The following is a 23,436-nucleotide window of genomic DNA, read 5'->3' on the forward strand; positions in this document are numbered from 1 at the left end:
ATATGTTTTTGTATGTTTCACTACATATATGGGAAAGATAACAAGATAATGAAAACCGGAGCCGTTTCATTATCTTCCGCCTTTTTTATTTATAATGATTTTTGGTTGGAGGGAATATTATGTCAGTCAAATGGGAAAAACTCGAAGGAAACGAGGGCGTTCTTACGGTTGAAGTGGACGCGGAAAAAGTAAATGAAGGCTTGGATGCAGCATTTAAAAAGGTAGTGAAAAATATTACACTTCCAGGATTCCGCAAAGGCAAAGTGCCGCGCGTGATTTTTGAAAAACGCTTTGGTGTCGAAGCTTTATATCAAGACGCATTAGACATTTTATTGCCGGAAGCATATGCCAAAGCGGTCGAAGAAGCAGGAATTGAGCCTGTCGATATTCCGGAGATTGATATTGAGCAAATGGAAAAAGGAAAAAACCTTATTTTTAAAGCAAAAGTAACGGTGAAGCCGGAAGTGAAATTAGGCCAATATAAAGGATTAGAAGTAGAAAAAATGGATACGACAGTGACCGATGAAGATGTAGAAAAGGAATTAAAACGTCTGCAAGAAAACTATGCAGAGCTTGTCGTCAAAGAGGATGGCAAAATTGAAAACGGCGACACCGCAGTAATCGACTTCGAAGGATTTGTTGACGGCGAGCCGTTTGAAGGCGGCAAAGCGGAAAACTACTCGCTCGAAATCGGCTCTGGCACATTCATTCCGGGATTTGAAGATCAGTTGATCGGCATGCAAGCAGGAGAAGAAAAAGAAATTGAAGTGACATTCCCGGAAGAATATCATGCGAAAGAGTTGGCGGGCAAGCCGGCAACATTTAAGGTGAAAGTGCATGAAGTAAAAGAAAAACGTCTTCCGGCATTAGACGACGAATTTGCCAAAGATGTGGACGATGAAGTAGAAACGCTGGAACAATTAAAAGAAAAAATCCGCAAAAGACTAGAAGAAGCGAAAAAGAATGAAGCAGAAGCAGCGCTGCGCGACGCGTTGGTCGAAAAAGCGGCGGAAAATGCCGAAATTGATATTCCAGAAGTGATGATAAAAAATGAAACCGACCGTATGTTGCGCGAGTTTGATCAACGTTTGCAAATGCAAGGGCTAAACCTTGACCTTTACTATCAATTCTCTGGTCAAGACGAAGCAGCTTTGCGCGAGCAAATGAAAGAAGATGCCGAAAAACGCGTCCGCGTTGCCTTGACGCTTGAAGCAATCGCAAAGGCAGAAAATATTGAAGTAACAGAAGAAGAAGTCAACGAAGAATTGGAAAAAATGGCAAAAGCCTATAATTTGGAAGTCGGAAAATTAAAAGAGCTATTAGGAAGCCTAGAAGGCGTCAAAGAAGATTTAAAATGGCGCAAAACGGTTGATTTTCTTGTAGAGCATAGCAAAGTTGCGGCATAATATATTATAGAGAACAAGGCGCGAGACGTTCGTGCCTTGTTCTTTATAACAAAAAATGGGGTGTGATAAAAAATTTTCTAATTTTTCTAACGAATTATATTTTTTTCATTAGCCTTTTGAGGATAATTTATGATAAAATGACGAATACATAAGTTTTGTCGGCGAAGTTTTGCAAAGGAAATAAAATACATACAAGTGGTGCGATTTCGGAGCAAGGGGTGAAACAAATGTTTAAATTTAATGATGAGAAAGGACAGTTAAAGTGTTCGTTTTGCGGAAAGACGCAAGATCAAGTGCGCAAGCTCGTTGCCGGTCCAGGCGTATACATATGTGACGAGTGCATCGAGCTTTGTACGGAAATTGTGGAAGAAGAGCTGGGCAATGAAGAAGAATTCGAATTTAAAGATGTGCCAAAGCCGATGGAAATTCGCGAAATTTTAGATGAATATGTCATCGGCCAGGATGAGGCAAAAAAATCGCTGGCGGTGGCCGTTTACAACCACTATAAGCGCATTAATTCCGGCAGTAAAATCGATGATGTTGAATTATCGAAAAGCAACATTTTAATGATCGGGCCGACAGGAAGCGGAAAAACGCTGCTGGCGCAAACATTGGCGCGCATTTTGAACGTGCCGTTTGCGATTGCCGACGCGACATCGCTGACGGAAGCCGGATATGTTGGGGAAGACGTAGAAAACATTTTACTGAAACTGATTCAGGCAGCCGACTACGATGTAGAGCGGGCGGAAAAAGGCATCATTTATATCGATGAGATCGATAAAATCGCCCGTAAGTCGGAAAATCCATCCATTACTCGCGATGTATCTGGTGAAGGGGTGCAGCAGGCGCTGCTGAAAATTTTAGAGGGGACGATTGCAAGCGTTCCTCCGCAAGGCGGCCGCAAACATCCGCATCAAGAGTTTATTCAAATTGATACGACGAACATTTTATTTATTTGCGGCGGTGCGTTTGATGGGATTGAGCCGATAATTAAGCGCCGTCTAGGGAAAAAAGTAATCGGATTCGGCGCTGACATGCAGCAGTCAGACGTGGACGAGAAGAATTTACTGTCCAAAGTTCTGCCGGAGGATCTATTAAAGTTTGGGTTGATTCCAGAATTTATCGGCCGTCTCCCGGTGATTACTACATTAGAGCCGCTTGATGAGCAAGCGCTGATCGATATCTTGACAAAACCGAAAAACGCGATTGTCAAACAATACCAAAAAATGTTGGAGCTCGATGGAGTCGAACTCGAATTTGAAGAGGAAGCATTGCGAGAAATCGCGAAAAAAGCGATTGAGCGGAAAACAGGGGCGCGCGGCCTTCGCTCGATTATTGAAGGCATTATGCTTGATGTCATGTTCGAGCTTCCGTCCCGTGAAGACGTGCAAAAATGCATTATTACGCTCGAAACGGTTCGCGATAATAAGCCGCCAAAATTAATTCGCCACGATGGCACCGTTGTGGAACAAGAACGGAAAACATCGGCATAATCAGTCAGAAGGAAACTGCCTTTATTGATAAGGCGGTTTCTTTTTTTGTTTATTCCTGCCTGTTCGCGGAGATACTATCATACTACATACTATTTGAAGGCAGGAGGATTTCAGCAAATGAATTGGACAAACGTTGTGTTATTGATACAATTGTTTTTCGGGATTATTATCGGCCTTTATTTTTGGAATCTGCTGAAAAGCCAGCGGGTGCAAAAAGTTTCCATTGACAAGGAATCCCGAAAAGAAATGGAGCAGCTGCGGAAACTGCGGTCCATTTCCCTGACTGAGCCGTTGGCGGAAAAAGTGCGACCGAAAAGTTTTGAGGATATTGTTGGACAGGAAGATGGAATTAAAGCGCTTAAAGCGGCATTATGCGGCCCAAATCCGCAGCATGTCATTATCTACGGACCTCCTGGCGTTGGAAAAACGGCAGCAGCCCGCCTTGTGTTGGAAGAAGCGAAAAAAAATCCGCTTTCTCCATTTAAGAAAAACGCCGTGTTTGTCGAGTTGGATGCCACAACAGCGCGATTTGACGAACGCGGCATCGCCGATCCGTTAATCGGCTCGGTGCACGATCCAATTTATCAAGGTGCCGGGGCAATGGGCCAAGCAGGCATTCCGCAGCCGAAACAAGGCGCGGTCACCAATGCGCACGGCGGAGTTTTGTTTATTGACGAAATTGGCGAGCTTCATCCGATTCAGATGAATAAATTATTAAAAGTATTGGAAGATCGCAAAGTATTTTTTGAAAGCGCCTATTACAGCAAGGAAAATCCACAAATTCCGAGCCACATCCACGACATTTTCCAAAACGGCCTCCCGGCGGACTTCCGTCTTGTAGGAGCGACGACAAGAACGCCGAATGAAATTCCGCCAGCGATTCGTTCACGTTGTTTAGAAGTATTTTTCCGCGAACTGGACCAAGATGAAATTGCGCTTATTGCGAAAAAGGCGGCGGAAAAAATCCGGTTGAAAGTGTCAGAAAATGGAATTCGTATTCTTGCGTCCTATGCGCGCAACGGCCGGGAAGCGGTCAATATCATGCAAATTGCCGCGGGGATTGCCATTTCCGAAAACCGCGAAAAGATTTTAGATAAAGATATTGAATGGGTCATTCACTCGAGTCAATTGTCACCTCGGTATGAAAAGAAAATTGCAGGAACGCCGTCAGTCGGGATTGTTAACGGTCTGGCGGTATACGGACCGAATACTGGCGCGCTTTTGGAAATTGAAGTCACTGCGCTGCCGGCAAAAGAAAAAGGAACCATCAATATCACTGGCATCGTCGAAGAAGAAAGCATCGGAAGCCGGGAAAAATCGATTCGCCGCAAAAGCATGGCAAGAGGGTCGGCGGAAAATGTCATCACCGTATTGCGGGCGATGGGAGTGCCGGCGGACCGCTATGATATCCATGTGAATTTTCCAGGCGGGGTGCCCATTGACGGACCATCGGCGGGAATTGCCATTGCGACCGGAATTTATTCCGCGATTTACCAGCTGCCTGTTGATTGTACCATAGCCATGACAGGGGAGATCAGCATTCGCGGTTATGTTAAGCCGGTCGGAGGAATCTTTCCAAAAATCAAGGCGGCGAAACAGGCTGGGGCAAAAAAAGTGATCATTCCGGCCGAAAATATGCAGTCGATTTTACAGGAAGTAGAAGGGATTGAAATCATTCCGGTTCGCCGTTTAGAGGAAGTATTTTCGCACGTATTTGGCGAAGAGGCCGCCTTGCCGAACGATGCCATTCCTGCGGCTGCCGATCGCTCCGAAACGAAGAGCGTGTGACCGTAATGTGACGACTTCGACGAAACAAAAAAGATGTCGAAGTCGGTTTTTCTTTGTATTATATTCTTAAACAAGAGGTTCACAAGAAAAAGCGGATTTTGACATTAGGCGTTTTGTTCAGGAATAGCTTTTCCGCCTTCGCATGCGAACGAAGAACGTCCTTTAGGCTGACTGTGTTGTCCGCCAAAAATAGTGAGTGATTTGTGAGGAAATAGATCGAGCCCAATTGCGTCATGGAATTTTACAAATTGTACTGCCGTGCTATACAATAGACGAATAGAAGCAAGATATGGAGGTGTTCGTGGTGAAGAAAAAGGAGCTTGTCGTTCCCCTTTTGCCGCTAAGGGGATTGCTTGTTTTTCCAACGATGGTATTGCATTTGGATGTTGGACGGGAGAAATCGGTAAAAGCGCTTGAGCAGGCGATGGTCGAGGATCATATCATTTTATTGACATCGCAAAAAGATGTTTCCGTCGATGAACCGGATATGGATGATTTGTATAAAATGGGGACGCTTGCTCGCGTAAAACAGCTGCTGAAGCTTCCGAACGGAACGTTTCGCGTGTTAGTGGAGGGAATGGCGCGGGCATTTATTACCGAGGTAGTCAGCGAAGAACCATATTTTGTTGTAAAAGTGGAAAAATTTGTTGATCGTTCTGCAAAGGATTTAGAAGATGAAGCGTTAAAACGGACGATGCTCGAATATTTTGAACAGTACATAAACTTGTCGAAACGGTTATCTGCGGATATTTATGCTTCGATTGTCGATATTGATGAGCCGGGACGAATGGCTGACATTATCGCTTCCCATTTGCCGCTGAAACTTGAAGAAAAACAGCGTATTCTTGAAACGATTGATATAAAAGAGCGAATCAATAAAATCATTCAAATTCTACATAATGAAAAAGAAGTTCTTCAGCTTGAGAAAAAAATCAGCATGCGCGTCAAACAGTCGATGGAGCGCACGCAAAAAGAATATTATCTGCGTGAGCAAATGAAGGCGATTCAAAAAGAACTAGGCGAAAAAGAGGGCAAAGCAGGGGAAGTCGAAACATTAAAAGAAAAAATCGAAGCGGCCGGCATGCCTAGCCATGTAAAAGAAACCGCGCTCAAAGAGCTGGACCGCTACGAAAAAATCCCGGCGACCTCGGCGGAAAGCGCAGTCATCCGCAACTATTTAGACTGGCTGATTGCCCTTCCGTGGTCGAAACAGACGGAAGACATTCACGATATTAAACGAGCGGAGACAATATTAAATGAAGATCATTACGGTCTTGAAAAAGTCAAAGAGCGGGTGCTGGAATTTTTATCTGTGCAGCAGCTGACGAAATCGTTAAAAGGCCCGATTCTTTGTTTGGCAGGGCCGCCGGGGGTTGGAAAAACATCGCTGGCTCGTTCGATTGCAAAAGCGCTCAACCGCCGCTTTGTTCGCATTTCTTTAGGCGGCGTCCGCGATGAATCGGAAATTCGCGGCCATCGCCGCACCTACGTCGGCGCGATGCCAGGGCGGATTATTCAAGGAATGAAAAAAGCGGGGACGATTAATCCGGTATTTTTGCTTGATGAAATCGATAAAATGTCGAGCGATTTTCGCGGCGACCCGTCCGCAGCGCTCTTGGAAGTGCTCGATCCGGAGCAAAACCATACGTTCAGCGACCATTACATTGAAGAACCTTATGATTTATCGAAAGTTATGTTTATCGCGACGGCGAACAACTTAACGACGATTCCGCAGCCGCTTTTAGACCGGATGGAAGTCATCCACATTCCTGGTTATACGGAAGTGGAAAAGCTGCAAATCGCGAAACGTCATTTGCTGCCAAAACAGCTGAAAGAGCACGGACTCAAAAAATCGGCTTTGCAAATCCGCGATGAGGCGATGCTTGATATCATCCGCCATTATACCCGGGAAGCAGGGGTGCGCGAATTGGAGCGGCAGCTGGCCGCGATTTGCCGAAAAACGGCGCGCCTGATTGTCGCGGAAGAGAAAAAGCGCGTTATTATCACGAAAAAAAATATTGAAGAATTTCTAGGCAAAAGAAAATACCGTTACGGGCAGGCAGAATTGGAAGATCAAGTCGGCGTGGCGACGGGGCTTGCCTACACAGCGTTTGGCGGCGATACGTTATCGATTGAAGTGTCGCTGGCTCCGGGAAAAGGAAAGCTGGTGCTGACCGGAAAATTAGGAGATGTCATGAAAGAATCAGCCCAAGCGGCATTTAGCTATGTACGTTCGCGGGCCGAACAGCTTGGCATCGATCCAGAGTTTCATGAAAAATACGATATTCATATTCACGTTCCCGAAGGCGCGGTGCCGAAAGACGGGCCATCGGCCGGGATTACGATTGCAACTGCGCTGATTTCCGCCTTAACAGGCCGGCCGGTAAGCCGTTTTGTTGGCATGACGGGAGAAATCACGCTGCGCGGCCGCGTTCTCCCAATCGGCGGATTAAAAGAAAAAACGTTAAGCGCCCATCGCGCCGGCTTGAAAAAAGTCATTTTGCCAAAAGACAATGAAAAAGATTTAGACGATATTCCTGATGTGGTAAAAAAAGATTTGCAATTTGTTCTTGTTTCCCATCTCGATGAAGTATTGCCACATGCGTTGGTAGGGGATCGGCCATGAACGTGACCAAAGCGGAAATCGTCATCAGTGCGGTAAAGCCGGAGCAATATCCAGCCGGCAACTTGCCGGAGTTTGCGCTCGCCGGGCGTTCAAACGTCGGCAAATCTTCATTTATTAATAAAATGGTGAACCGAAAAAATTTAGCACGTACCTCATCGAAACCGGGAAAAACGCAAACATTAAACTTTTATTTAATTAATGAGTCGCTCTACTTTGTCGATGTCCCAGGATACGGTTTTGCGCGAGTGTCGAAATCAGAGCGGGAAGCATGGGGCAAAATGATGGAAACGTATTTTACGACACGAGAGCAGCTGCGCGCGGTGGTACTGATCGTTGATTTGCGCCATCCGCCGACGAAAGATGATGTCATGATGTATGAGTTTTTAAAGCATTATGATATTCCGACGATCATTATTGCCACAAAAGCGGATAAAGTTCCAAAAGGGAAGTGGCAGAAGCATAGAAAAGTAGTGCGCGAAACGTTGAAGATGGCAGACGGCGATGAATTGATCTTGTTTTCGGCGGAAACAGGGCAAGGAAAAGAGGAAGCATGGGCGGCATTGGAGCGATTTCTTTAACATATCCCGAAAGAAGTCTCCCACTTCTAAGCGAAGCGCAGGTGGCGGGTAGTTCACGAGAAAAACACCAGCGTTCATCAAGCTGGTGTTTTTTGCATGGATTATTTCCGCTTTACCAATAATATGTATATACCAACAAGGATTAGCCCAAGCGGCCAAAACTTCCAAATCGATGTGATGCCTGTTTCGACGATATAAAACAGCGGCTGAAATTGTTTGGAAAACAACGTAATAAAGGCTAATGCCAAAAAAAAGAAGCCTTGGCCAAGCCCGTTTTTTACTTTTAAGGAGCTAATGAAAAACGCTATCGCAATGATAAAGAAAAAGACGCCGATATGATTTGGCCATTGTTTGAACCAATGGACAAATAAAATGTGAAGTCCGAATCCAAACAAAAGGATGCCTGGAAAAAGATGTTGGTATTCACGGGCAGAATACGCCTGGCCGATCAGCGCCGCTCCGAAAATCATTAACAGCGCCGGCCAATCTTGAAAAAGATGTGAAAATGAGGAGTGAAGCTGATTCACCAAAAAGTAAACGCCCAGTCCAACAAGAATAATGCCAGAGAACGTCGCGTGTTTTTTCATCGGTTCCTCCCAGTTTCTTGTCAAACTTTTTTTATGATACAATAATTACAGTATCAAGTTTATCATATGCGTTCTACCATGTTCACACTTTTTTCACAAAGAAGAAAGACACATGTGTTATAATTGTAAAAGATATTTTACGTATTTGACAAAATAAGGGGGTATAAAGAACGTGCATGTAGTTGTCGTTGGCGTAAACTATAAAACGGCCCCTGTTGAAATCCGTGAAAAACTGACGTTTAGCGAACCGGAATTGGCTGATGCGATGAAGCAGTTGCAGCAGCAAAAAAGCATTTTAGAAAATGTAATCGTGTCTACATGCAATCGTACGGAAATTTATGCCGTTGTCGACCAGTTGCATACTGGCCGTTATTATATAAAAGCTTTTTTAGCGGACTGGTTTCATATCGACCTCGACACGCTTGCACCGTATTTAAATGTGCTTGAAAATGAAGCAGCGGTGGAGCATTTATTCCGTGTTGCTTCCGGTCTCGATTCAATGATTTTAGGGGAAACGCAAATTTTAGGACAAGTGAAAACAAGCTACCTTCTTGCTCAGGAGGCAGGAACGACCGGCACGATTTTTAATCATTTATTCAAACAGGCGGTGACATTTGCCAAACGCGCCCATTCGGAAACAGAAATCGGCGCGCACGCGGTGTCGGTAAGCTATGCGGCGGTCGAGCTTGCCAAAAAGATTTTTGGCGATTTATCTTCCAAACATGTTTTAATTATCGGCGCCGGCAAAATGGGAGAGTTGGCGGCACAAAATTTATATGGCAACGGTGTGAAAAAGGTAACCGTTGTCAACCGCACGCTCGAAAAAGCGGAGCAGCTGGCGAAAAAGTTTTCCGGGACGGCCAAATCGCTTTCCGAACTGTCTTGTGCGTTGCTTGAAGCCGACATTGTCATCAGCTCGACAGGAGCAAAAGGCTATATCATTACGAAAGAAATGATGGCTCCGTTAGACAAGATGAGAAAAGGCCGCCCGCTGTTTATGGTCGATATTGCCGTCCCGCGCGATTTAGATCCAGCGCTTGCTGAATTGGAAAGCATCTTTTTATATGATATTGATGATTTAGAAGGAATTGTGCAAGCGAATTTGGCAGAGCGCGAAAAAGCGGCCAGACAAATCGGGAATATGATCGGTACGGAACTTGTCGCCTTCCAGCAATGGCTGCAGACGCTTGGCGTCGTGCCGGTGATTGCTGCACTTCGCGAAAAAGCATTGGCGATTCAAGCCGAGACGATGAAAAGCATCGAGCGGAAGTTGCCGCACTTATCGGAACGGGATCGTAAAGTATTAAATAAGCATACGAAAAGCATCATTAACCAATTGCTGCGCGATCCGATTTTACGGGCAAAAGAACTGGCGGCAGAGCCAAATGCGGAAGAAGCGTTGCAATTGTTTATGAAAATTTTCAATATTGAGGATGCCGTTGAGGAGCAAAAACAAAAACAAGGAAAAGCAGATGGTCAACGCGCCGCTATGCCGTCTCTGCAGTCATAAGAGAGGATTTTGGCATATGTTAGAGATGACCATGACCCGGTTTTACGAGCTGTCTATTATTCTGTATGTACTGTCCATACTTTTATACTTCATTGATTTTCTCCAACATAACCGGAAGGCGAATCAACTCGCCTTCTGGTTACTTTCTATTGTTTGGCTGTTTCAAACGTTCTTTTTTTTGTTTCGCATCATACAGACAGGGCGCTTTCCAGTTTTAACGATGTCGGAAGGCCTTTACTTTTACGCCTGGCTGCTTATTACGCTGTCTTTGGTCATTAACCGGTTCATGCGCGTGGATTTTATCGTTTTTTTCACGAATGTGCTTGCTTTTTTGATTTTGGCTATTCATACGTTTGCGCCAAACCATCAGTCGCCGGCTGTTGCCGAGCGGCTCATTTCTGAGCTGCTTATTATCCATATTGCTATAACGCTGTTCGCGTATGCGGCGTTTTCGCTTTCATTTATCTTTTCGATCTTATACATGCTGCAATATAGCTTATTAAAGCGGAAAAAATGGGGCAAACGGTTGTGGCGGATGGCGGATTTAACGAAATTAGATTTTATGTCGTATGTTTTAAATTTGCTTGGATTGCCTATGTTGTTATTAGGATTAATTCTTGGAGTCATCTGGGCCTATATCAAAGTCGAAAATTTTCATTGGTATGATGCCAAAGTGTTAGGCTCCTTTCTGGTGCTGGCGGTGTACAGCGTTTACTTTTACAAGCGCGCTGTCCAGCAAGTGCAAGGAAAGGCGATTGCGCTTTGGAATATCGGTTCGTTTTTATTTTTATTGGTAAACTTTTTCTTATTCGGCAGTTTATCGAGATTTCATTTTTGGGATTCATAACGGAGGAGTGCAAAATGCGGAAAATCATCGTCGGATCGCGGCGCAGCAAACTCGCCCTGACGCAAACCAACTTGGTGATTGAGCAGCTGAAACGATTAGGAGCGCCGTTTGAATTTGAAGTAAAAGAAATTGTCACGAGAGGAGATAAAATTGTCAATGTGACGCTCTCTAAAGTCGGTGGCAAAGGGCTGTTTGTGAAAGAGATTGAACAAGCTATGTTAGATAGCGAGATTGATATGGCTGTACATAGTATGAAAGATATGCCGGCTTTGCTGCCGAAAGGCTTGGTGATCGGCTGCGTGCCGCTAAGAGAAGATCATCGCGATGTGCTCATCAGCAAACAGAAAAAAACGTTTGCCGATCTGCCAAGCGGGGCAATCATCGGGACAAGCAGTTTGCGGCGGTCTGCGCAAATACTCGCTAAGCGGCCGGATGTCAACATTAAATGGATTCGCGGCAACATTGATACAAGGCTGGCAAAGTTGGAAAGCGAAGCGTATGACGCGATTATTTTGGCGGCGGCCGGATTGGTGCGCATGGGCTGGGCAAGCGATGTCATTACCGAATATTTATCAACCGATGTATGTCTTCCTGCCGTTGGGCAAGGGGCGCTGGCGGTGGAATGCCGCGAAAATGATGACGAGCTGCGCGAGTGGTTGCAAAAATTAAACGATGTCAATACCGAGCGGGCGGTACGGGCGGAACGTGCCTTTTTACAGCAGATGGAAGGCGGCTGTCAAGTGCCGATCGCCGGCTATGCGTATATTGATGAGCGCAACGACATCGTGTTGACCGCACTTGTCGCATCGCCGGATGGAAAAGAAATATATAAAGAGATGGTAAGCGGAACGAATCCGGAGGAAGTTGGAATCCAAGCGGCAGCCCTATTAAGCGAACAAGGGGCGAAAGCGTTAATCGAGCGGGTGAAAGAGGAGATGAATCGGTAATGGCAAGCGGTCCGTTGATGGGGAAAACGGTGCTTGTGACAAGAGGAAAAGAGCAGGCGAAAACGTTCTCGGAAAAGTTGCGCCAAGCGGGAGCAACGCCGATTGAAATTCCGCTTATCTCTATTTCCCCTTTCTCTAAACCGGAAACGATTGCCGAGTGCGTCCGTCATCTGGCCAATTATGACTGGCTTATTTTTACGAGCGCCAACGGGGTAAAGTTTTTCTTCCCATTTGTAAAAAAGGAAACGCCGCTTCCAAAAGTAGCGGTAGTCGGCAAAAAAACGGCGGCGGCGTTAAAAGCGTATGGTGTTTCTCCAGCGGTGGTCCCTGATGAATTTGTCGCCGAAGGGGTTATCGAGGCGCTAAAACCGCTTGTTAAGCCGCGCGACCGCATCCTTCTAGTGAAAGGAAATTTAGCAAGGCCGGTATTGCGAGATGCGCTGATCAACATGGGAGCAGACGTAACGGACCTTATCGCATACGAAACATCAATGAACGAATCAGGAAAAGAACAATTGCTATATCTGTTGCGGGAAAGAAAACTGGATGTGATCACGTTTACAAGTTCTTCTACCGTACAAAGCTTTATGCGGATGATGGAAGGAGAAGACATCGCTTCGTTACTTAGCGGTTGCGTGATCGCCTGCATCGGCCCTGTTACGAAGGAAACAGCGGAAAAAGCGGGGCTTTCTGTGCATATTTGTCCGGATCAGTATACGATTGATGATATGATAAAAGAGATGGAACAATATTTTGCAAAACGAACGATGGAGGGAAAAATAAATGGCGACATTACGATTTGATCGCCATCGCCGTTTGCGGCAAACAGCGAATTTACGGGCGATGGTAAGAGAAACGCATCTGCATGTAGACGACCTTATTTATCCGATTTTTGTCGTCGAAGAAAAAGGGGTAAAACGGGAAGTACCGTCCATGCCCGGAATATACCAATTTTCGCTTGACCGCTTAAATGAAGAAATGGACGAAGTCGTCCAACTAGGCATTAAATCGGTAATCGTTTTCGGCGTGCCAGCAGAAAAAGATGAAGTCGGTTCGCAAGCATATTGTGAGCATGGGATCGTCCAGCAGGCGATCCGCCAAATCAAAGCAAATTATCCAGATATCATTGTCATTGCTGATACATGTTTATGTGAATATACGAGCCATGGACATTGCGGCGTGATCGAAAACGAGCAAGTATTAAACGATCCATCGCTTGAATTGCTGGTGAAAACCGCGGTCAGCCAGGCGCAGGCAGGCGCTGATATTATCGCGCCTTCGAACATGATGGACGGTTTCGTTGCCGCGATTCGCCAAGGACTCGATGAAGCAGGATTTACGCATGTACCGATTATGTCTTATGCGATTAAATATGCATCCGCGTTCTATGGTCCGTTCCGTGATGCTGCAGATAGCACGCCGCAATTCGGCGACCGGAAAACATATCAAATGGATCCGGCAAACCGTCTTGAAGCGTTCAGGGAAGCGGAATCGGACGTACGCGAAGGCGCCGACTTTTTAATGGTAAAACCATCGCTTGCTTATTTGGATATTATCCGTGACATGAAAAACCATTTCCATCTTCCGCTTGTCGCCTATAATGTCAGCGGCGAATATTCGATGGTAAAAGCAGCGGCGCAAAACGGCTGGATTAACGAAAAAGAAATTGTGATGGAAATGCTTACTGGCATGAAGCGGGCCGGCGCGGATTTAATTATCACGTATTTTGCTAAAGATGTGGCTCGCTGGTTAAATGAGTAGAAAGGAGAACCAATAGATGCGAAGCTATGAACGTTCAAAAGCGGCGTATGAAGAAGCGGTCCGGCTGCTGCCGGGTGGTGTCAACAGTCCTGTCCGCGCATTTAAATCCGTCCGCATGACACCGATCTTTATGGCGCGCGGCAAAGGTTCGAAAATTTACGATATCGATGGCAATGAATATATCGATTATGTGTTATCTTGGGGTCCGCTTATTTTAGGCCATGCGAATCCTCGTGTTGTCGAAGCGTTAAAAAAAGTGACGGAAAACGGCACGAGCTTTGGTGCACCGACATTAATTGAAAACGAGTTAGCGAAATTAGTGATTGAGCGGGTACCGTCCGTCGAAATTGTGCGGATGGTGAACTCCGGAACGGAAGCAACGATGAGTGCGATTCGTCTGGCACGTGGCTACACAGGGCGTAATAAAATTGTTAAATTTGAAGGAAGCTATCATGGTCACGGTGACTCGCTGCTGATAAAAGCTGGTTCAGGAGTAGCGACACTTGGATTGCCGGATAGCCCTGGCGTTCCAGAAGCGGTGGCGCAAAATACGATCACTGTTCCTTACAACGATTTAGAAAGCGTCCGCTACGCATTTGAACGATTTGGCGAAGATATCGCTGCGGTCATCGTCGAGCCGGTTGCCGGAAACATGGGTGTGGTTCCGCCGGTTCCGGGCTTTTTGCAGGGATTAAGAGACATTACGAAACAATATGGGGCGCTGCTTATTTTCGACGAAGTCATGACCGGCTTCCGCGTGGATTATCATTGCGCGCAAGGATATTTCGGCATTGAACCGGATTTGACGTGTCTTGGAAAAGTCATCGGCGGTGGACTTCCGGTCGGAGCGTACGGCGGAAAAGCGGAAATTATGGAAAAAGTCGCGCCGAGCGGTCCGGTTTATCAAGCCGGCACCTTATCGGGAAATCCGCTCGCCATGACGGCTGGATATGAAACATTGATTCAGCTGACGCCGGAAACATACGATGAATTCCGCAAAAAAGCGGATCGATTGGAAGAAGGATTGCGCAAAGCGGCAGAAAAATACGAAATCCCGCATACAATTAACCGCGCTGGTTCGATGATTGGTTTCTTCTTTACAAACGAAAAAGTGATAAACTACGAAAAAGCGAAAACATCCGATTTAGATATGTTTGCGATCTATTATCGCGAAATGGCGGAACAAGGAATCTTCCTGCCGCCGTCGCAATTTGAAGGATTGTTTTTGTCCACGGAACATACAGAGGAAGATATTGAAAAAACAATCGCTGCGGCAGAACGCGCATTTGCGAAAATTCGCGAAGGGAAATAAACGAACGGGTTGTCCACTTTTGGTGGGACAACCCGATTTTTTTATTCATACTGCTTCTTTTTCCTTCATACAATGGATAATGTCATAGAAAAATTTCGCAAAGGGACGGAAGGAGGAAACACGGTTGGAGCAATCGTATTTGCGTTTTTCCCTCGAGGAATCGGTCTGGTTTAAAAAAGGACAGGAAGTCGCCGAATTTCTTTCTATTTCGCTTGATCCGGTCGTCTCCGTCGATGAATACGAGCAATATATTACGATTCGCGGGGCTTTGCAATTAAGCGGGGAATTTCGCATGGCGGAAGGGGAAGAGAGCGATATAGATACAGATTCATTTGATTTTGTCAGCCATCGATTTATTCAGCGCATTTCCACGCGTGAAGACGGCATCAGCGAATTGTCGCACCGTTTTCCCATCGATATTACGATTCCAAAAAACCGCATTCATCATTTAGAGGATGTATACGTGACAGTCGAATCGTTTGACTATGATTTAAGTGAAGATGGGAGATTGGTAGTGACGGCGGATATTTCAATCAGCGGCATTAGCGAAGCGCCGCTTCATCAGGAATCTTTGGCAGCTGCGGAAGAAGATGACGAACCGTTGTTTGAACCGTTTGAGGTAGTGGCGCGCAAAGAGGCATATGAAGATGAACAGCGGAACGAGCAGCCGGAAGAAGAGCCGGTTTTTGTTGCGGATGGCATGCTGGCAGAGCAGAATGAGGAGCAAGAGGAAGCAGCAGCTGATCGAAAAGAAAAGAAATTCAAAGAAGAAAAGAAACTCAAGGAAGAAAAGAAAATCAAAGAAGAAAATGTGGTGCCGTTAAATCCGGCGGAACAAACGGCGGAAAAGAAAGAAACAGCGGTGCCGTTTATGGAAAACGAACCGGTGCAGACAGAAGAAGAAAATAAAGTAGTAGAAGAAAAAGAAGAAAATAAAGTGGTAGGAGAAAACGAAATGGAAGAAGAAACGGCTGTACCGCAGCAGGAGGCAAAAGTGTCGATCGGCGCCATCAAAGAAAATGATGAAAACAAAACGGAAGAAGTAGAAGATGAAAACGAAAAAACAAAAGTAAAAAGCGAAAATGCGTTATATTTAACAAAACTATTTGCCAAAAATCAAGCGGAGGAATTTACGAGAGTAAAAATTTGCATCGTTCAGCAAGGAGATTCGTTGGACAAGATCGCCGAACGGTACGACTTAACCGTCCAGCAACTGCTGCGTGTCAATCAATTGGAAAGCCCGGAAGACATTCATGAAGGGCAACTGTTATATATCCCGGCGCTGGTGGGGAGCCGCCCTTTATAGTGAGGGAAATATGATTCCTCACTTCTTTTTATGGAGGGAGGTCGTTTTTTTGAACGAAGAACACATCCGCATGTACGCTCCCATTTTGCAGCAATACGGGTTAAAGCCGTTTCGCGTCGATGATTACGGGAAAGTAAAAAAAGTCTACGCGAACGCCGGACTATTTGCTTTAAAAGAAATAACAAACGCCAGGGAAATGGCGGCCGTCCAGCAATCATACATGCTGTATGGAAAACAAATGATTCCCCTTTATTTATCCAGGCAAGGTTTGCCGTTTGTCTCGCATGGCCGGCATTATTATTTAATGCCGTGGATTGCGATAGAGAAAAGAAAAGAAAAACACGAACAAATTCGCTCTTTTTTCCGCACTCTCGCTTATTTGCACCAAACGTCGCTCAAGCAGATCGATGTTCGCGAAGAAGAGATCAGCGCCTATTATGAGCAGAAAAAGAAGGAATGGAAACAGCAGCGTTCCTTTTTGCAAGCTTATATAGAAAAATGCGAAAATACATGGTATATGTCGCCATTTCAGTTGCAATGCTGCGCCTATTTTTATGAAATCATGCAAGCCTATTGGTTTGCGGAGACGGAGCTAGAGAAATGGTATGAAAAGATAAAGGAAACAAAAAAATGGAGAATCGCCTGGATTCACGGAAAAGCACGGCTTTCTCATTATCTTGAAACGGGAAAAGAACAGCGCTATTTTTTTAGCTGGGAACGGGCCAGCTGGAATTCGCCGCTTTTCGATATCGTCATGGCGCTTCGCCATCATATGCGTACATTCCCGCCAGTCAGTAATGAATGGGCAGAAGGAGTAAAAGAGTATGAAGAAATATTGCCGCTCACGGAAGAGGAGCGCTCCTTTCTTTACAGCCATCTTGCCCAGCCGCATTTTTTTTATCGCTGCATTGATGAATATGAAACAAAACGGAAGCCCGAAAAAAACGAACGTGAATATGTCGCTGAATTGCAGCGTCATTATTTTGCGATGAAAAATATGGAATACATCGTCATGCGTCTTGTTCAGCAGAACGAGACAGAAAACACTAAATCCATTCCAGATGAAGAGCCACCGCAATAAGCACAAAAATGGCCAATAAGATGACATCAAACGTCGTCGGTAACAAAATGGTACGCACGGCTTGAAAAATGGTAATTGGAATGATGACTTGCGCACAGATGGCGCGCACTTGGCGAAGCCATGGCGGCCATGAATATGGATTAAATCGTTTCATCGATCCGTCCCTCCTTCTTTTCGTTACTATATAAAATATGATTGGACGATCTTTTTGTCACCAAAAACGAATGGATGGAATAAATAAATAAAAACTTGGCAAAGATGATTGACGATGAAATAAGTTTTTCGGTAGTATAATAAACAGAAAAATAGCCAAAAGCGAAGACAGGGAAGAGTACAACGAATAACGCCTTCAGAGAGGGAAATCATTAGCTGCGAGATTTCCTAGGACAGTTATCGTTGGAAGGTCGCCCTGGAGCTGCTTCTTTGAACGGTGTTTGCCTAGTAGAGGAAGCCGGTCGCAGACCGTTATCGCAATGAAGCGCTTAAGCAAGTTTGATTTGCTTAAGAAAAAAGGTGGTACCGCGAAAGAGTCTCCTTTCGTCCTTTTTCGGATGAAAGGAGTTTTTTATTTATTAAGAAGGAGGGAAAACACAATGGAGCAAAAAGAGATTACGATGTCTACGAAATACGACCATAAAGCGGTGGAAGCCAATCGATATCAATGGTGGCTTGACGGGAAATTTTTTGAAGCGACAGGTGATCCTGATAAAAAGCCGTTTACGATTGTGATCCCGCCGCCAAACGTAACAGGGAAGCTGCATTTAGGACATGCATGGGACACGACGCTGCAAGACATTATTACGCGCATGAAACGGATGCAAGGCTATGATGTGCTGTGGCTTCCGGGAATGGACCACGCCGGCATCGCCACACAGGCAAAAGTAGAGGAAAAACTGCGCAAGCAAGGACTGTCCCGCTATGATTTAGGCCGGGAAAAGTTTCTCGAAGAAACGTGGAAATGGAAAGAAGAATATGCGAACCATATCCGCCAGCAATGGGCGAAATTGGGGCTTGGCCTCGATTATACGCGCGAGCGCTTTACATTAGACGAAGGATTATCGAAAGCGGTGCGCGAAGTGTTCGTATCGCTTTATCGAAAAGGACTTATTTATCGCGGTGAATACATTATTAACTGGGATCCGGTAACAAAAACGGCGTTATCGGATATTGAAGTTATTTATAAAGAAGTAAAAGGCGCGCTTTATCATATGCGCTATCCGCTTGCCGATGGATCGGGATACATCGAAGTGGCAACGACCCGTCCGGAAACGATGCTCGGCGATACCGCTGTAGCCGTTCATCCGGATGATGAGCGCTATCAACATCTCATCGGCAAAACGGTGATTTTGCCGATTGTCGGCCGGGAAATTCCGATTATCGCCGATGAATATGTCGATATGGAATTCGGCTCGGGCGCGGTGAAAATTACGCCGGCGCATGACCCGAACGACTTTGAAATCGGCAACCGCCATAATTTGCCGCGCATCCTTGTTATGAACGAAGACGGCACGATGAATGAAAATGCCCTGCAATATCAAGGATTGGACCGCTTTGAATGCCGCAAGCAAATCGTGAAAGATTTGCAAGAACAAGGCGTGCTATTTAAAATCGAAGAGCATGTGCATTCCGTTGGCCATAGCGAACGGAGCGGCGCTGTGGTGGAACCGTATTTGTCGACGCAATGGTTTGTAAAAATGAAGCCGCTTGCCGAAGCAGCGATTGAGCTGCAAAAAACAGAAGGAAAAGTACATTTTGTTCCGGAGCGATTTGAGAAAACGTATTTGCATTGGCTCGAAAATATTCGCGACTGGTGCATTTCTCGACAATTATGGTGGGGGCATCGCATTCCGGCTTGGTATCATAAAGAAACAGGAGAAATTTATGTCGATCATGAACCGCCGGCCGATATTGAAAATTGGGAGCAGGACCCAGATGTATTAGACACGTGGTTCAGCTCGGCCCTATGGCCTTTTTCAACGATGGGCTGGCCGGATACAGAGACGCCGGATTACAAACGCTATTATCCAACCGATGTGCTTGTCACCGGATATGACATCATTTTCTTCTGGGTATCGCGCATGATTTTCCAAGGTCTTGAATTTACGGGCAAGCGGCCGTTCAAAGATGTACTCATCCATGGACTTGTCCGCGACTCGCAAGGAAGAAAAATGAGCAAATCGCTTGGCAACGGCGTGGATCCGATGGATGTCATCGACCAGTACGGCGCCGACTCGCTCCGCTTTTTCTTGGCAACAGGAAGCTCGCCGGGACAAGATTTGCGCTTTAGTACCGAGAAAGTTGAAGCCACATGGAATTTTGCCAATAAAATTTGGAATGCGTCTCGCTTCGCGCTGATGAACATGGGCGGAATGACGTACGATCAGCTTGATTTAAGCGGAGAAAAAACCGTTGCCGATCATTGGATTTTAACTCGTTTGAACGAAACGATCGAAACAGTGACAAAACTCGCTGAAAAATACGAGTTTGGTGAAGTCGGCCGCGTGCTGTACAACTTTATTTGGGACGATTTGTGCGACTGGTATATTGAAATGGCGAAACTGCCGCTTTACAGCGACGATGAGGAAGCGAAGAAGACGACTCGCTCCGTATTGGCCTATGTATTGGACAATACGATGCGTCTGCTTCATCCGTTCATGCCGTTCATTACCGAGGAAATTTGGCAGCACCTTCCACATGAAGGGAAGTCGATTACAGTTGCGAAATGGCCGGAAGTGCGCCCTGAGCTTTCGAATCGTAAAGCAGCGGAAGAAATGCGTCTTCTTGTTGATATTATCCGCGCGGTCCGCAACATTCGCGCTGAAGTGAATACACCGTTAAGCAAACCGGTTAAATTGCACATTAAAGCAAAAGATGAACAAGTGCAGGCAACGCTGGAGAGAAACCGCGCGTATTTAGAACGGTTCTGCAATCCAAGCGAGCTTGTGATTGCAACCGACATTCCAGCGGCAGAAAAGGCGATGACCGCGGTCGTTACCGGTGCGGAATTGATTTTGCCGCTTGAGGGGCTTATCAATATCGAAGAAGAAATCAAGCGGCTCGAAAAAGAACTGGAAAAGCTTAATAAAGAAGTCGAGCGTGTGCAAAAGAAACTAAGCAACGAAGGGTTTCTTTCCAAAGCTCCGGCACATGTCGTTGAAGAAGAGCGGAGAAAAGAAAAAGACTATTTAGAAAAACGCGAAGCGGTTCGCGCCCGTCTGGCGGAATTAAAAAAATAGACAAGGGAATGCTGCTTCTTTTATCATGAAGACGAGTCCATGATTTTGGATTCGTCTTTTTCTTATCATCATACAAGGAGGAACATGCCAATGGTTCGCACCTATGAGGAAGCGCTAGAGTGGATTCATGGACGTTTGCGTTTAGGAATAAAACCGGGATTAAAACGAATGGAATGGTTTATGGAAAAGCTCGGACATCCAGAACGCCGCATCAGGGCGATTCATATCGCGGGAACAAACGGCAAAGGGTCAACGGTGAGCTATTTGCGCCATATTTTACAAGCGGCAGGCTATTCTGTCGGCACGTTTACTTCGCCGTATGTCGAGCAATTTAACGAACGCATCAGCGTCAACGGCAAGCCGATTGGCGATAAAGAAATTGTCAAACTCGTCCAAGTGATCAAGCCGCTTGCCGAGGAACTGGAGCAAACGGAACTTGGCGCGCCGACGGAATTTGAAGTGATTACTGCGATGATGCTTTATTATTTCGGGAAAAAGAACATTCAAGACGTTGTGCTTATAGAAGCAGGACTTGGCGGCCGTCTTGATTCAACAAACATCATTTATCCGATTCTCTCCATTATCACCAACATCGGCTATGACCATATGAATATCTTGGGAGAAACATTAGATAAAATCGCGTTTGAAAAAGCAGGCATTATTAAATCAGGTGTACCGTTGATTACCGGCGCCGAGCAGCCGGAAGCCTGGACGGTGATTTCGGAAAAAGCGGCATCGCTGAAAGCAAAAACGTATCGGCTCGGGGAGGACTTTTTTATTGTTCGGCACGTGCCGATCACTGATGGAGAGCGTTTTTCGCTGGAAACGCCGTTTTCGCAATATCCGGATTTAAAAATTACGATGTTCGGAGCACATCAAGTGCAAAATGCGGCGCTGGCGGTGATGGCAGCGGAGTATTTGCGGATGTGCTATTCGTTTTTGATTGAAAAAGAACATATTTATGAAGGACTGGAAAAGGCGAAATGGATCGGACGATTCGAACGTGTAAGCAATAAGCCGCTTATTATTATTGACGGCGCCCATAATGAGGAAGGAATTCATAGTCTTGTTGATACGGTACGTTCGCACTATCCCGATAAAGATATTCACGTGTTATTTGCGGCGTTGGCGGATAAACCGCTTGATAAAATGATTCCGCCGCTTGCCGAAATCGCCGAAACGATTACGTTTACTTCGTTCGATTTTCCGCGCGCTGCATCCGCCGAACAGCTTGCTGAGCTGTGCGACCATCCGAACAAAGCGACGACGGACGGCTGGAAAGGCTGGATGAAAGAAACGAAAAAACAAAAACGAAGCGACGCTCTTTTCTTGATTACCGGATCGCTTTACTTTATTGCGGAAGTGAGAAAGTTTTTAAAAAAGTAATAACATTGTCATGAAAGCCATTGGTATAATAAAAGAAAAATAGTACTTTAGAAGGGGGAGGGGAGGTGCGGCATTGTGGCGAAAACGAATATCATTCATCGGAATTTTTGTGATTATATTAGGCTTTTTACATATTGATGCACAATTTGTGCGGGCAGATAGTAAAAAAGAAGGGAATATTACTTTAGTAACGGATGAAAAAATTGAAGGATGGGCTACATCCCCGGGGGAAGGGAACGGAAAGGGAAACACGATCAGCCATTTTGTTGTCCGCATTAACGTAAAGGGACAGGAAGACACAACGGTAAGAAGCTATCGCGTAGACGCGGTCGAAGCGCCGGCCGACCGAAACGGCGAGAAAAAATATATGTTTTCGCTCGATATGATCGGCAAATGGCCGGCGGCGCAAGGAGAAACGGTGACATACAAAATTGTCGTTGATGCCTATTGAGAGAACGGGGAATATTTTTCTTTCCCATCTCTCCCTTATGAATACGTGAAAAGAAATTCCCAAAGCAGCACAGATTTAGACTTTGCCTTTACATCCCCGCAAAATGAATATGCAAAGCCGCCGAACGGGGATGCGCAAGGAAGATTGGATGTAACGTTAACCCCCAAAAGGAAGAGTGGACAACATCGTTCGCTCTCCGATTGATGTTGTGTTTGTGTTTGACGTATCGGGATCAATGACTCTGATGAAGCTGCAAAGCGCTAAATGTGCGTTTCAATCCGCTGTTGATTATTTTAAAGCGAACTCCAATCCGAACGATCGTTTTGCTCTGATTCCGTTTTCCGATACAGTAGTAGCTAATAAAGTAGTTCCTTTTTCTGCAAAACAAGATGTCAAAGACCAATTAGATCTTATTGCCAGAACGGCGAACAGCTTTAATGCCGGCGGAGGAACGAACTATTCGGCGGCGTTGCAAACAACGCAATCATTTTTTAATGATCCATCGCGAAAAAAATATATCATTTTTTTAACTGATGGAATGCCGACGGTGTTAAGAACTAAAGAAAAAGTCACGTTTGATTTTTTGGGAATTACATGGACAGAAATGGCAGATGTTGAGTATGTACTACTAGCTGACGGACGAACTGCCGTGCGAACAGCTTATTCGCAACATGGAATTAAACAATCAAGATATGTAAATTATCAAGATACAGAGGAGAAAATTCGTACGGACGCAATCAATGTTGCTAGGAATCTCGGCATGAACAATATCGTACTCTATTCCATCGGCTTCGGTAATCATCAAGAAGTCGACATGGGCTATTTAGAAAAGTTATCTGCGATGACAGGCGGACAGGCAAAGCAAGGGATATCGCAAAATTTAACGGAAATTTTCCAGCAGTTTTCGAAGCTGGCGACCGATCCGGTGTTAAACGGAACAGTGAAAATTCCACTAGCGTCGTTTGACGGAAACGTGCAAATCGTCGAGACGGATCAAGTTTGGCTTGATGAAAAGAAAGAAAACGCCTATACGCCGAGATTGCGTTTCCAAATACGGTCATCGACTATAAGGAGCTAAATAATAAAGAGATTACCGCCGAATTAACGCTTCAAGCGTGGGC

Annotated in this window: 19 protein-coding genes and 1 other annotated feature; of the genes, 17 read left to right on the plus strand and 2 right to left on the minus strand. The window is 45.5% G+C overall.

Annotated features, from left to right (window positions below; all coding sequences use genetic code 11):
- The first annotated feature begins 119 nt into the window (after window positions 1–119).
- From tig to yihA, 5 genes are all read left to right on the plus strand, one after another.
- Window positions 120–1,406: a trigger factor gene (gene tig, locus BV455_RS13285; RefSeq protein WP_017435481.1), complete on the plus strand. Its 1,287-nt coding sequence runs from the start codon at window positions 120–122 to the stop codon at window positions 1,404–1,406.
- A 227-nt stretch (window positions 1,407–1,633) separates the two neighbouring features.
- Window positions 1,634–2,899, plus strand: coding sequence for an ATP-dependent protease ATP-binding subunit ClpX (clpX, locus tag BV455_RS13290; protein WP_017435482.1), 1,266 nt, complete (start codon window positions 1,634–1,636; stop codon window positions 2,897–2,899).
- A 117-nt stretch (window positions 2,900–3,016) separates the two neighbouring features.
- A complete protein-coding gene (lonB, locus tag BV455_RS13295) occupies window positions 3,017–4,687 on the plus strand; it encodes an ATP-dependent protease LonB (RefSeq protein WP_017435483.1) in 1,671 nt (556 codons plus the stop codon).
- A 289-nt stretch (window positions 4,688–4,976) separates the two neighbouring features.
- A complete protein-coding gene (lon, locus tag BV455_RS13300) occupies window positions 4,977–7,313 on the plus strand; it encodes an endopeptidase La (protein ID WP_033313765.1) in 2,337 nt (778 codons plus the stop codon).
- Complete coding sequence (gene yihA / locus BV455_RS13305) at window positions 7,310–7,891, plus strand: ribosome biogenesis GTP-binding protein YihA/YsxC (protein WP_042406505.1); 582 nt, start codon at window positions 7,310–7,312, stop codon at window positions 7,889–7,891. Before lon ends, yihA begins: the two co-directional genes overlap by 4 nt.
- Before the next feature lie 101 nt (window positions 7,892–7,992).
- Here yihA and BV455_RS13310 read toward each other — a convergent pair whose 3' ends face one another.
- Window positions 7,993–8,478, minus strand: coding sequence for a LiaI-LiaF-like domain-containing protein (locus BV455_RS13310; RefSeq protein ID WP_218687269.1), 486 nt, complete (start codon window positions 8,476–8,478; stop codon window positions 7,993–7,995).
- 172 nt (window positions 8,479–8,650) lie between these two features.
- Between BV455_RS13310 and hemA the strand changes: the two genes are divergently transcribed.
- From hemA to ysxE, 8 genes are all read left to right on the plus strand, one after another.
- Window positions 8,651–9,988: a glutamyl-tRNA reductase gene (hemA, locus tag BV455_RS13315; RefSeq protein ID WP_017435487.1), complete on the plus strand. Its 1,338-nt coding sequence runs from the start codon at window positions 8,651–8,653 to the stop codon at window positions 9,986–9,988.
- 16 nt (window positions 9,989–10,004) lie between these two features.
- On the plus strand, window positions 10,005–10,835 hold the full coding sequence (ccsA, locus tag BV455_RS13320; protein ID WP_017435488.1) for a cytochrome c biogenesis protein: 831 nt from the start codon (window positions 10,005–10,007) through the stop codon (window positions 10,833–10,835).
- 14 nt (window positions 10,836–10,849) lie between these two features.
- On the plus strand, window positions 10,850–11,782 hold the full coding sequence (hemC, locus tag BV455_RS13325; RefSeq protein ID WP_017435489.1) for a hydroxymethylbilane synthase: 933 nt from the start codon (window positions 10,850–10,852) through the stop codon (window positions 11,780–11,782).
- Complete coding sequence (locus tag BV455_RS13330) at window positions 11,782–12,585, plus strand: uroporphyrinogen-III synthase (protein ID WP_218687270.1); 804 nt, start codon at window positions 11,782–11,784, stop codon at window positions 12,583–12,585. Before hemC ends, BV455_RS13330 begins: the two co-directional genes overlap by 1 nt.
- A complete protein-coding gene (hemB, locus tag BV455_RS13335) occupies window positions 12,566–13,543 on the plus strand; it encodes a porphobilinogen synthase (RefSeq protein ID WP_042406500.1) in 978 nt (325 codons plus the stop codon). Before BV455_RS13330 ends, hemB begins: the two co-directional genes overlap by 20 nt.
- 16 nt (window positions 13,544–13,559) lie before the next feature.
- On the plus strand, window positions 13,560–14,855 hold the full coding sequence (hemL, locus tag BV455_RS13340; RefSeq protein ID WP_017435492.1) for a glutamate-1-semialdehyde 2,1-aminomutase: 1,296 nt from the start codon (window positions 13,560–13,562) through the stop codon (window positions 14,853–14,855).
- A 124-nt stretch (window positions 14,856–14,979) separates the two neighbouring features.
- On the plus strand, window positions 14,980–16,161 hold the full coding sequence (gene spoVID, locus BV455_RS13345) for a stage VI sporulation protein D (RefSeq protein WP_017435493.1): 1,182 nt from the start codon (window positions 14,980–14,982) through the stop codon (window positions 16,159–16,161).
- A 70-nt stretch (window positions 16,162–16,231) separates the two neighbouring features.
- The gene (ysxE, locus tag BV455_RS13350) at window positions 16,232–17,242 is read left to right on the plus strand and encodes a spore coat protein YsxE (protein ID WP_026078491.1); all 1,011 of its coding nucleotides are present in this window, start codon (window positions 16,232–16,234) and stop codon (window positions 17,240–17,242) included.
- On the opposite strand, the gene BV455_RS13355 is transcribed toward ysxE, so the two are convergent.
- Window positions 17,208–17,396, minus strand: a complete 189-nt coding sequence (locus BV455_RS13355) for a hypothetical protein (protein ID WP_017435495.1) — start codon at window positions 17,394–17,396, stop codon at window positions 17,208–17,210. The genes ysxE and BV455_RS13355 overlap by 35 nt on opposite strands.
- A gap of 155 nt (window positions 17,397–17,551) precedes the next feature.
- Window positions 17,552–17,790 (plus strand) — a binding site (T-box leader).
- A gap of 45 nt (window positions 17,791–17,835) precedes the next feature.
- Here BV455_RS13355 and BV455_RS13360 point away from each other — a divergent pair.
- The 4 genes from BV455_RS13360 to BV455_RS20415 all read left to right on the plus strand — a co-directional run bounded on the left by BV455_RS13360 (window position 17,836) and on the right by BV455_RS20415 (window position 23,393).
- Window positions 17,836–20,478, plus strand: coding sequence for a valine--tRNA ligase (locus BV455_RS13360; protein ID WP_218687271.1), 2,643 nt, complete (start codon window positions 17,836–17,838; stop codon window positions 20,476–20,478).
- A 90-nt stretch (window positions 20,479–20,568) separates the two neighbouring features.
- Window positions 20,569–21,864 (plus strand): bifunctional folylpolyglutamate synthase/dihydrofolate synthase, encoded by a 1,296-nt coding sequence (locus tag BV455_RS13365; protein WP_218687272.1) that lies wholly within the window; start codon window positions 20,569–20,571, stop codon window positions 21,862–21,864.
- Between the two features lie 73 nt (window positions 21,865–21,937).
- Window positions 21,938–22,315: a hypothetical protein gene (locus tag BV455_RS20410; protein ID WP_052510005.1), complete on the plus strand. Its 378-nt coding sequence runs from the start codon at window positions 21,938–21,940 to the stop codon at window positions 22,313–22,315.
- 175 nt (window positions 22,316–22,490) lie between these two features.
- Window positions 22,491–23,393 carry a vWA domain-containing protein gene (locus BV455_RS20415; RefSeq protein ID WP_245005279.1) on the plus strand — a complete coding sequence of 301 codons (903 nt, stop codon included), beginning with the start codon at window positions 22,491–22,493 and terminating at the stop codon, window positions 23,391–23,393.
- Window positions 23,394–23,436 lie beyond the last annotated feature (43 nt).

The sequence above is a fragment of the Parageobacillus caldoxylosilyticus genome (assembly GCF_019272935.1).
GTDB classification, from domain to species: domain Bacteria; phylum Bacillota; class Bacilli; order Bacillales; family Anoxybacillaceae; genus Saccharococcus; species Saccharococcus caldoxylosilyticus.

Excerpts from the sequence above, each read along its gene's own strand:
- tig (WP_017435481.1), top strand. The coding sequence starts at position 120 with ATGTCAGTCAAATGGGAAAAACTCGAAGGAAACGAGGGCGTTCTTACG.
- clpX (WP_017435482.1), top strand. The coding sequence starts at position 1,634 with ATGTTTAAATTTAATGATGAGAAAGGACAGTTAAAGTGTTCGTTTTGC.
- BV455_RS13365 (WP_218687272.1), top strand. The coding sequence starts at position 20,569 with ATGGTTCGCACCTATGAGGAAGCGCTAGAGTGGATTCATGGACGTTTG.
- BV455_RS13310 (WP_218687269.1), bottom strand. The coding sequence starts at position 8,478 with ATGAAAAAACACGCGACGTTCTCTGGCATTATTCTTGTTGGACTGGGC.
- lon (WP_033313765.1), top strand. The coding sequence starts at position 4,977 with ATGGAGGTGTTCGTGGTGAAGAAAAAGGAGCTTGTCGTTCCCCTTTTG.
- hemB (WP_042406500.1), top strand. The coding sequence starts at position 12,566 with ATGGCGACATTACGATTTGATCGCCATCGCCGTTTGCGGCAAACAGCG.
- BV455_RS13355 (WP_017435495.1), bottom strand. The coding sequence starts at position 17,396 with ATGAAACGATTTAATCCATATTCATGGCCGCCATGGCTTCGCCAAGTG.
- BV455_RS13330 (WP_218687270.1), top strand. The coding sequence starts at position 11,782 with ATGGCAAGCGGTCCGTTGATGGGGAAAACGGTGCTTGTGACAAGAGGA.
- ccsA (WP_017435488.1), top strand. The coding sequence starts at position 10,005 with ATGTTAGAGATGACCATGACCCGGTTTTACGAGCTGTCTATTATTCTG.
- yihA (WP_042406505.1), top strand. The coding sequence starts at position 7,310 with ATGAACGTGACCAAAGCGGAAATCGTCATCAGTGCGGTAAAGCCGGAG.
- ysxE (WP_026078491.1), top strand. The coding sequence starts at position 16,232 with ATGTACGCTCCCATTTTGCAGCAATACGGGTTAAAGCCGTTTCGCGTC.
- lonB (WP_017435483.1), top strand. The coding sequence starts at position 3,017 with ATGAATTGGACAAACGTTGTGTTATTGATACAATTGTTTTTCGGGATT.
- BV455_RS13360 (WP_218687271.1), top strand. The coding sequence starts at position 17,836 with ATGGAGCAAAAAGAGATTACGATGTCTACGAAATACGACCATAAAGCG.
- hemC (WP_017435489.1), top strand. The coding sequence starts at position 10,850 with ATGCGGAAAATCATCGTCGGATCGCGGCGCAGCAAACTCGCCCTGACG.
- hemL (WP_017435492.1), top strand. The coding sequence starts at position 13,560 with ATGCGAAGCTATGAACGTTCAAAAGCGGCGTATGAAGAAGCGGTCCGG.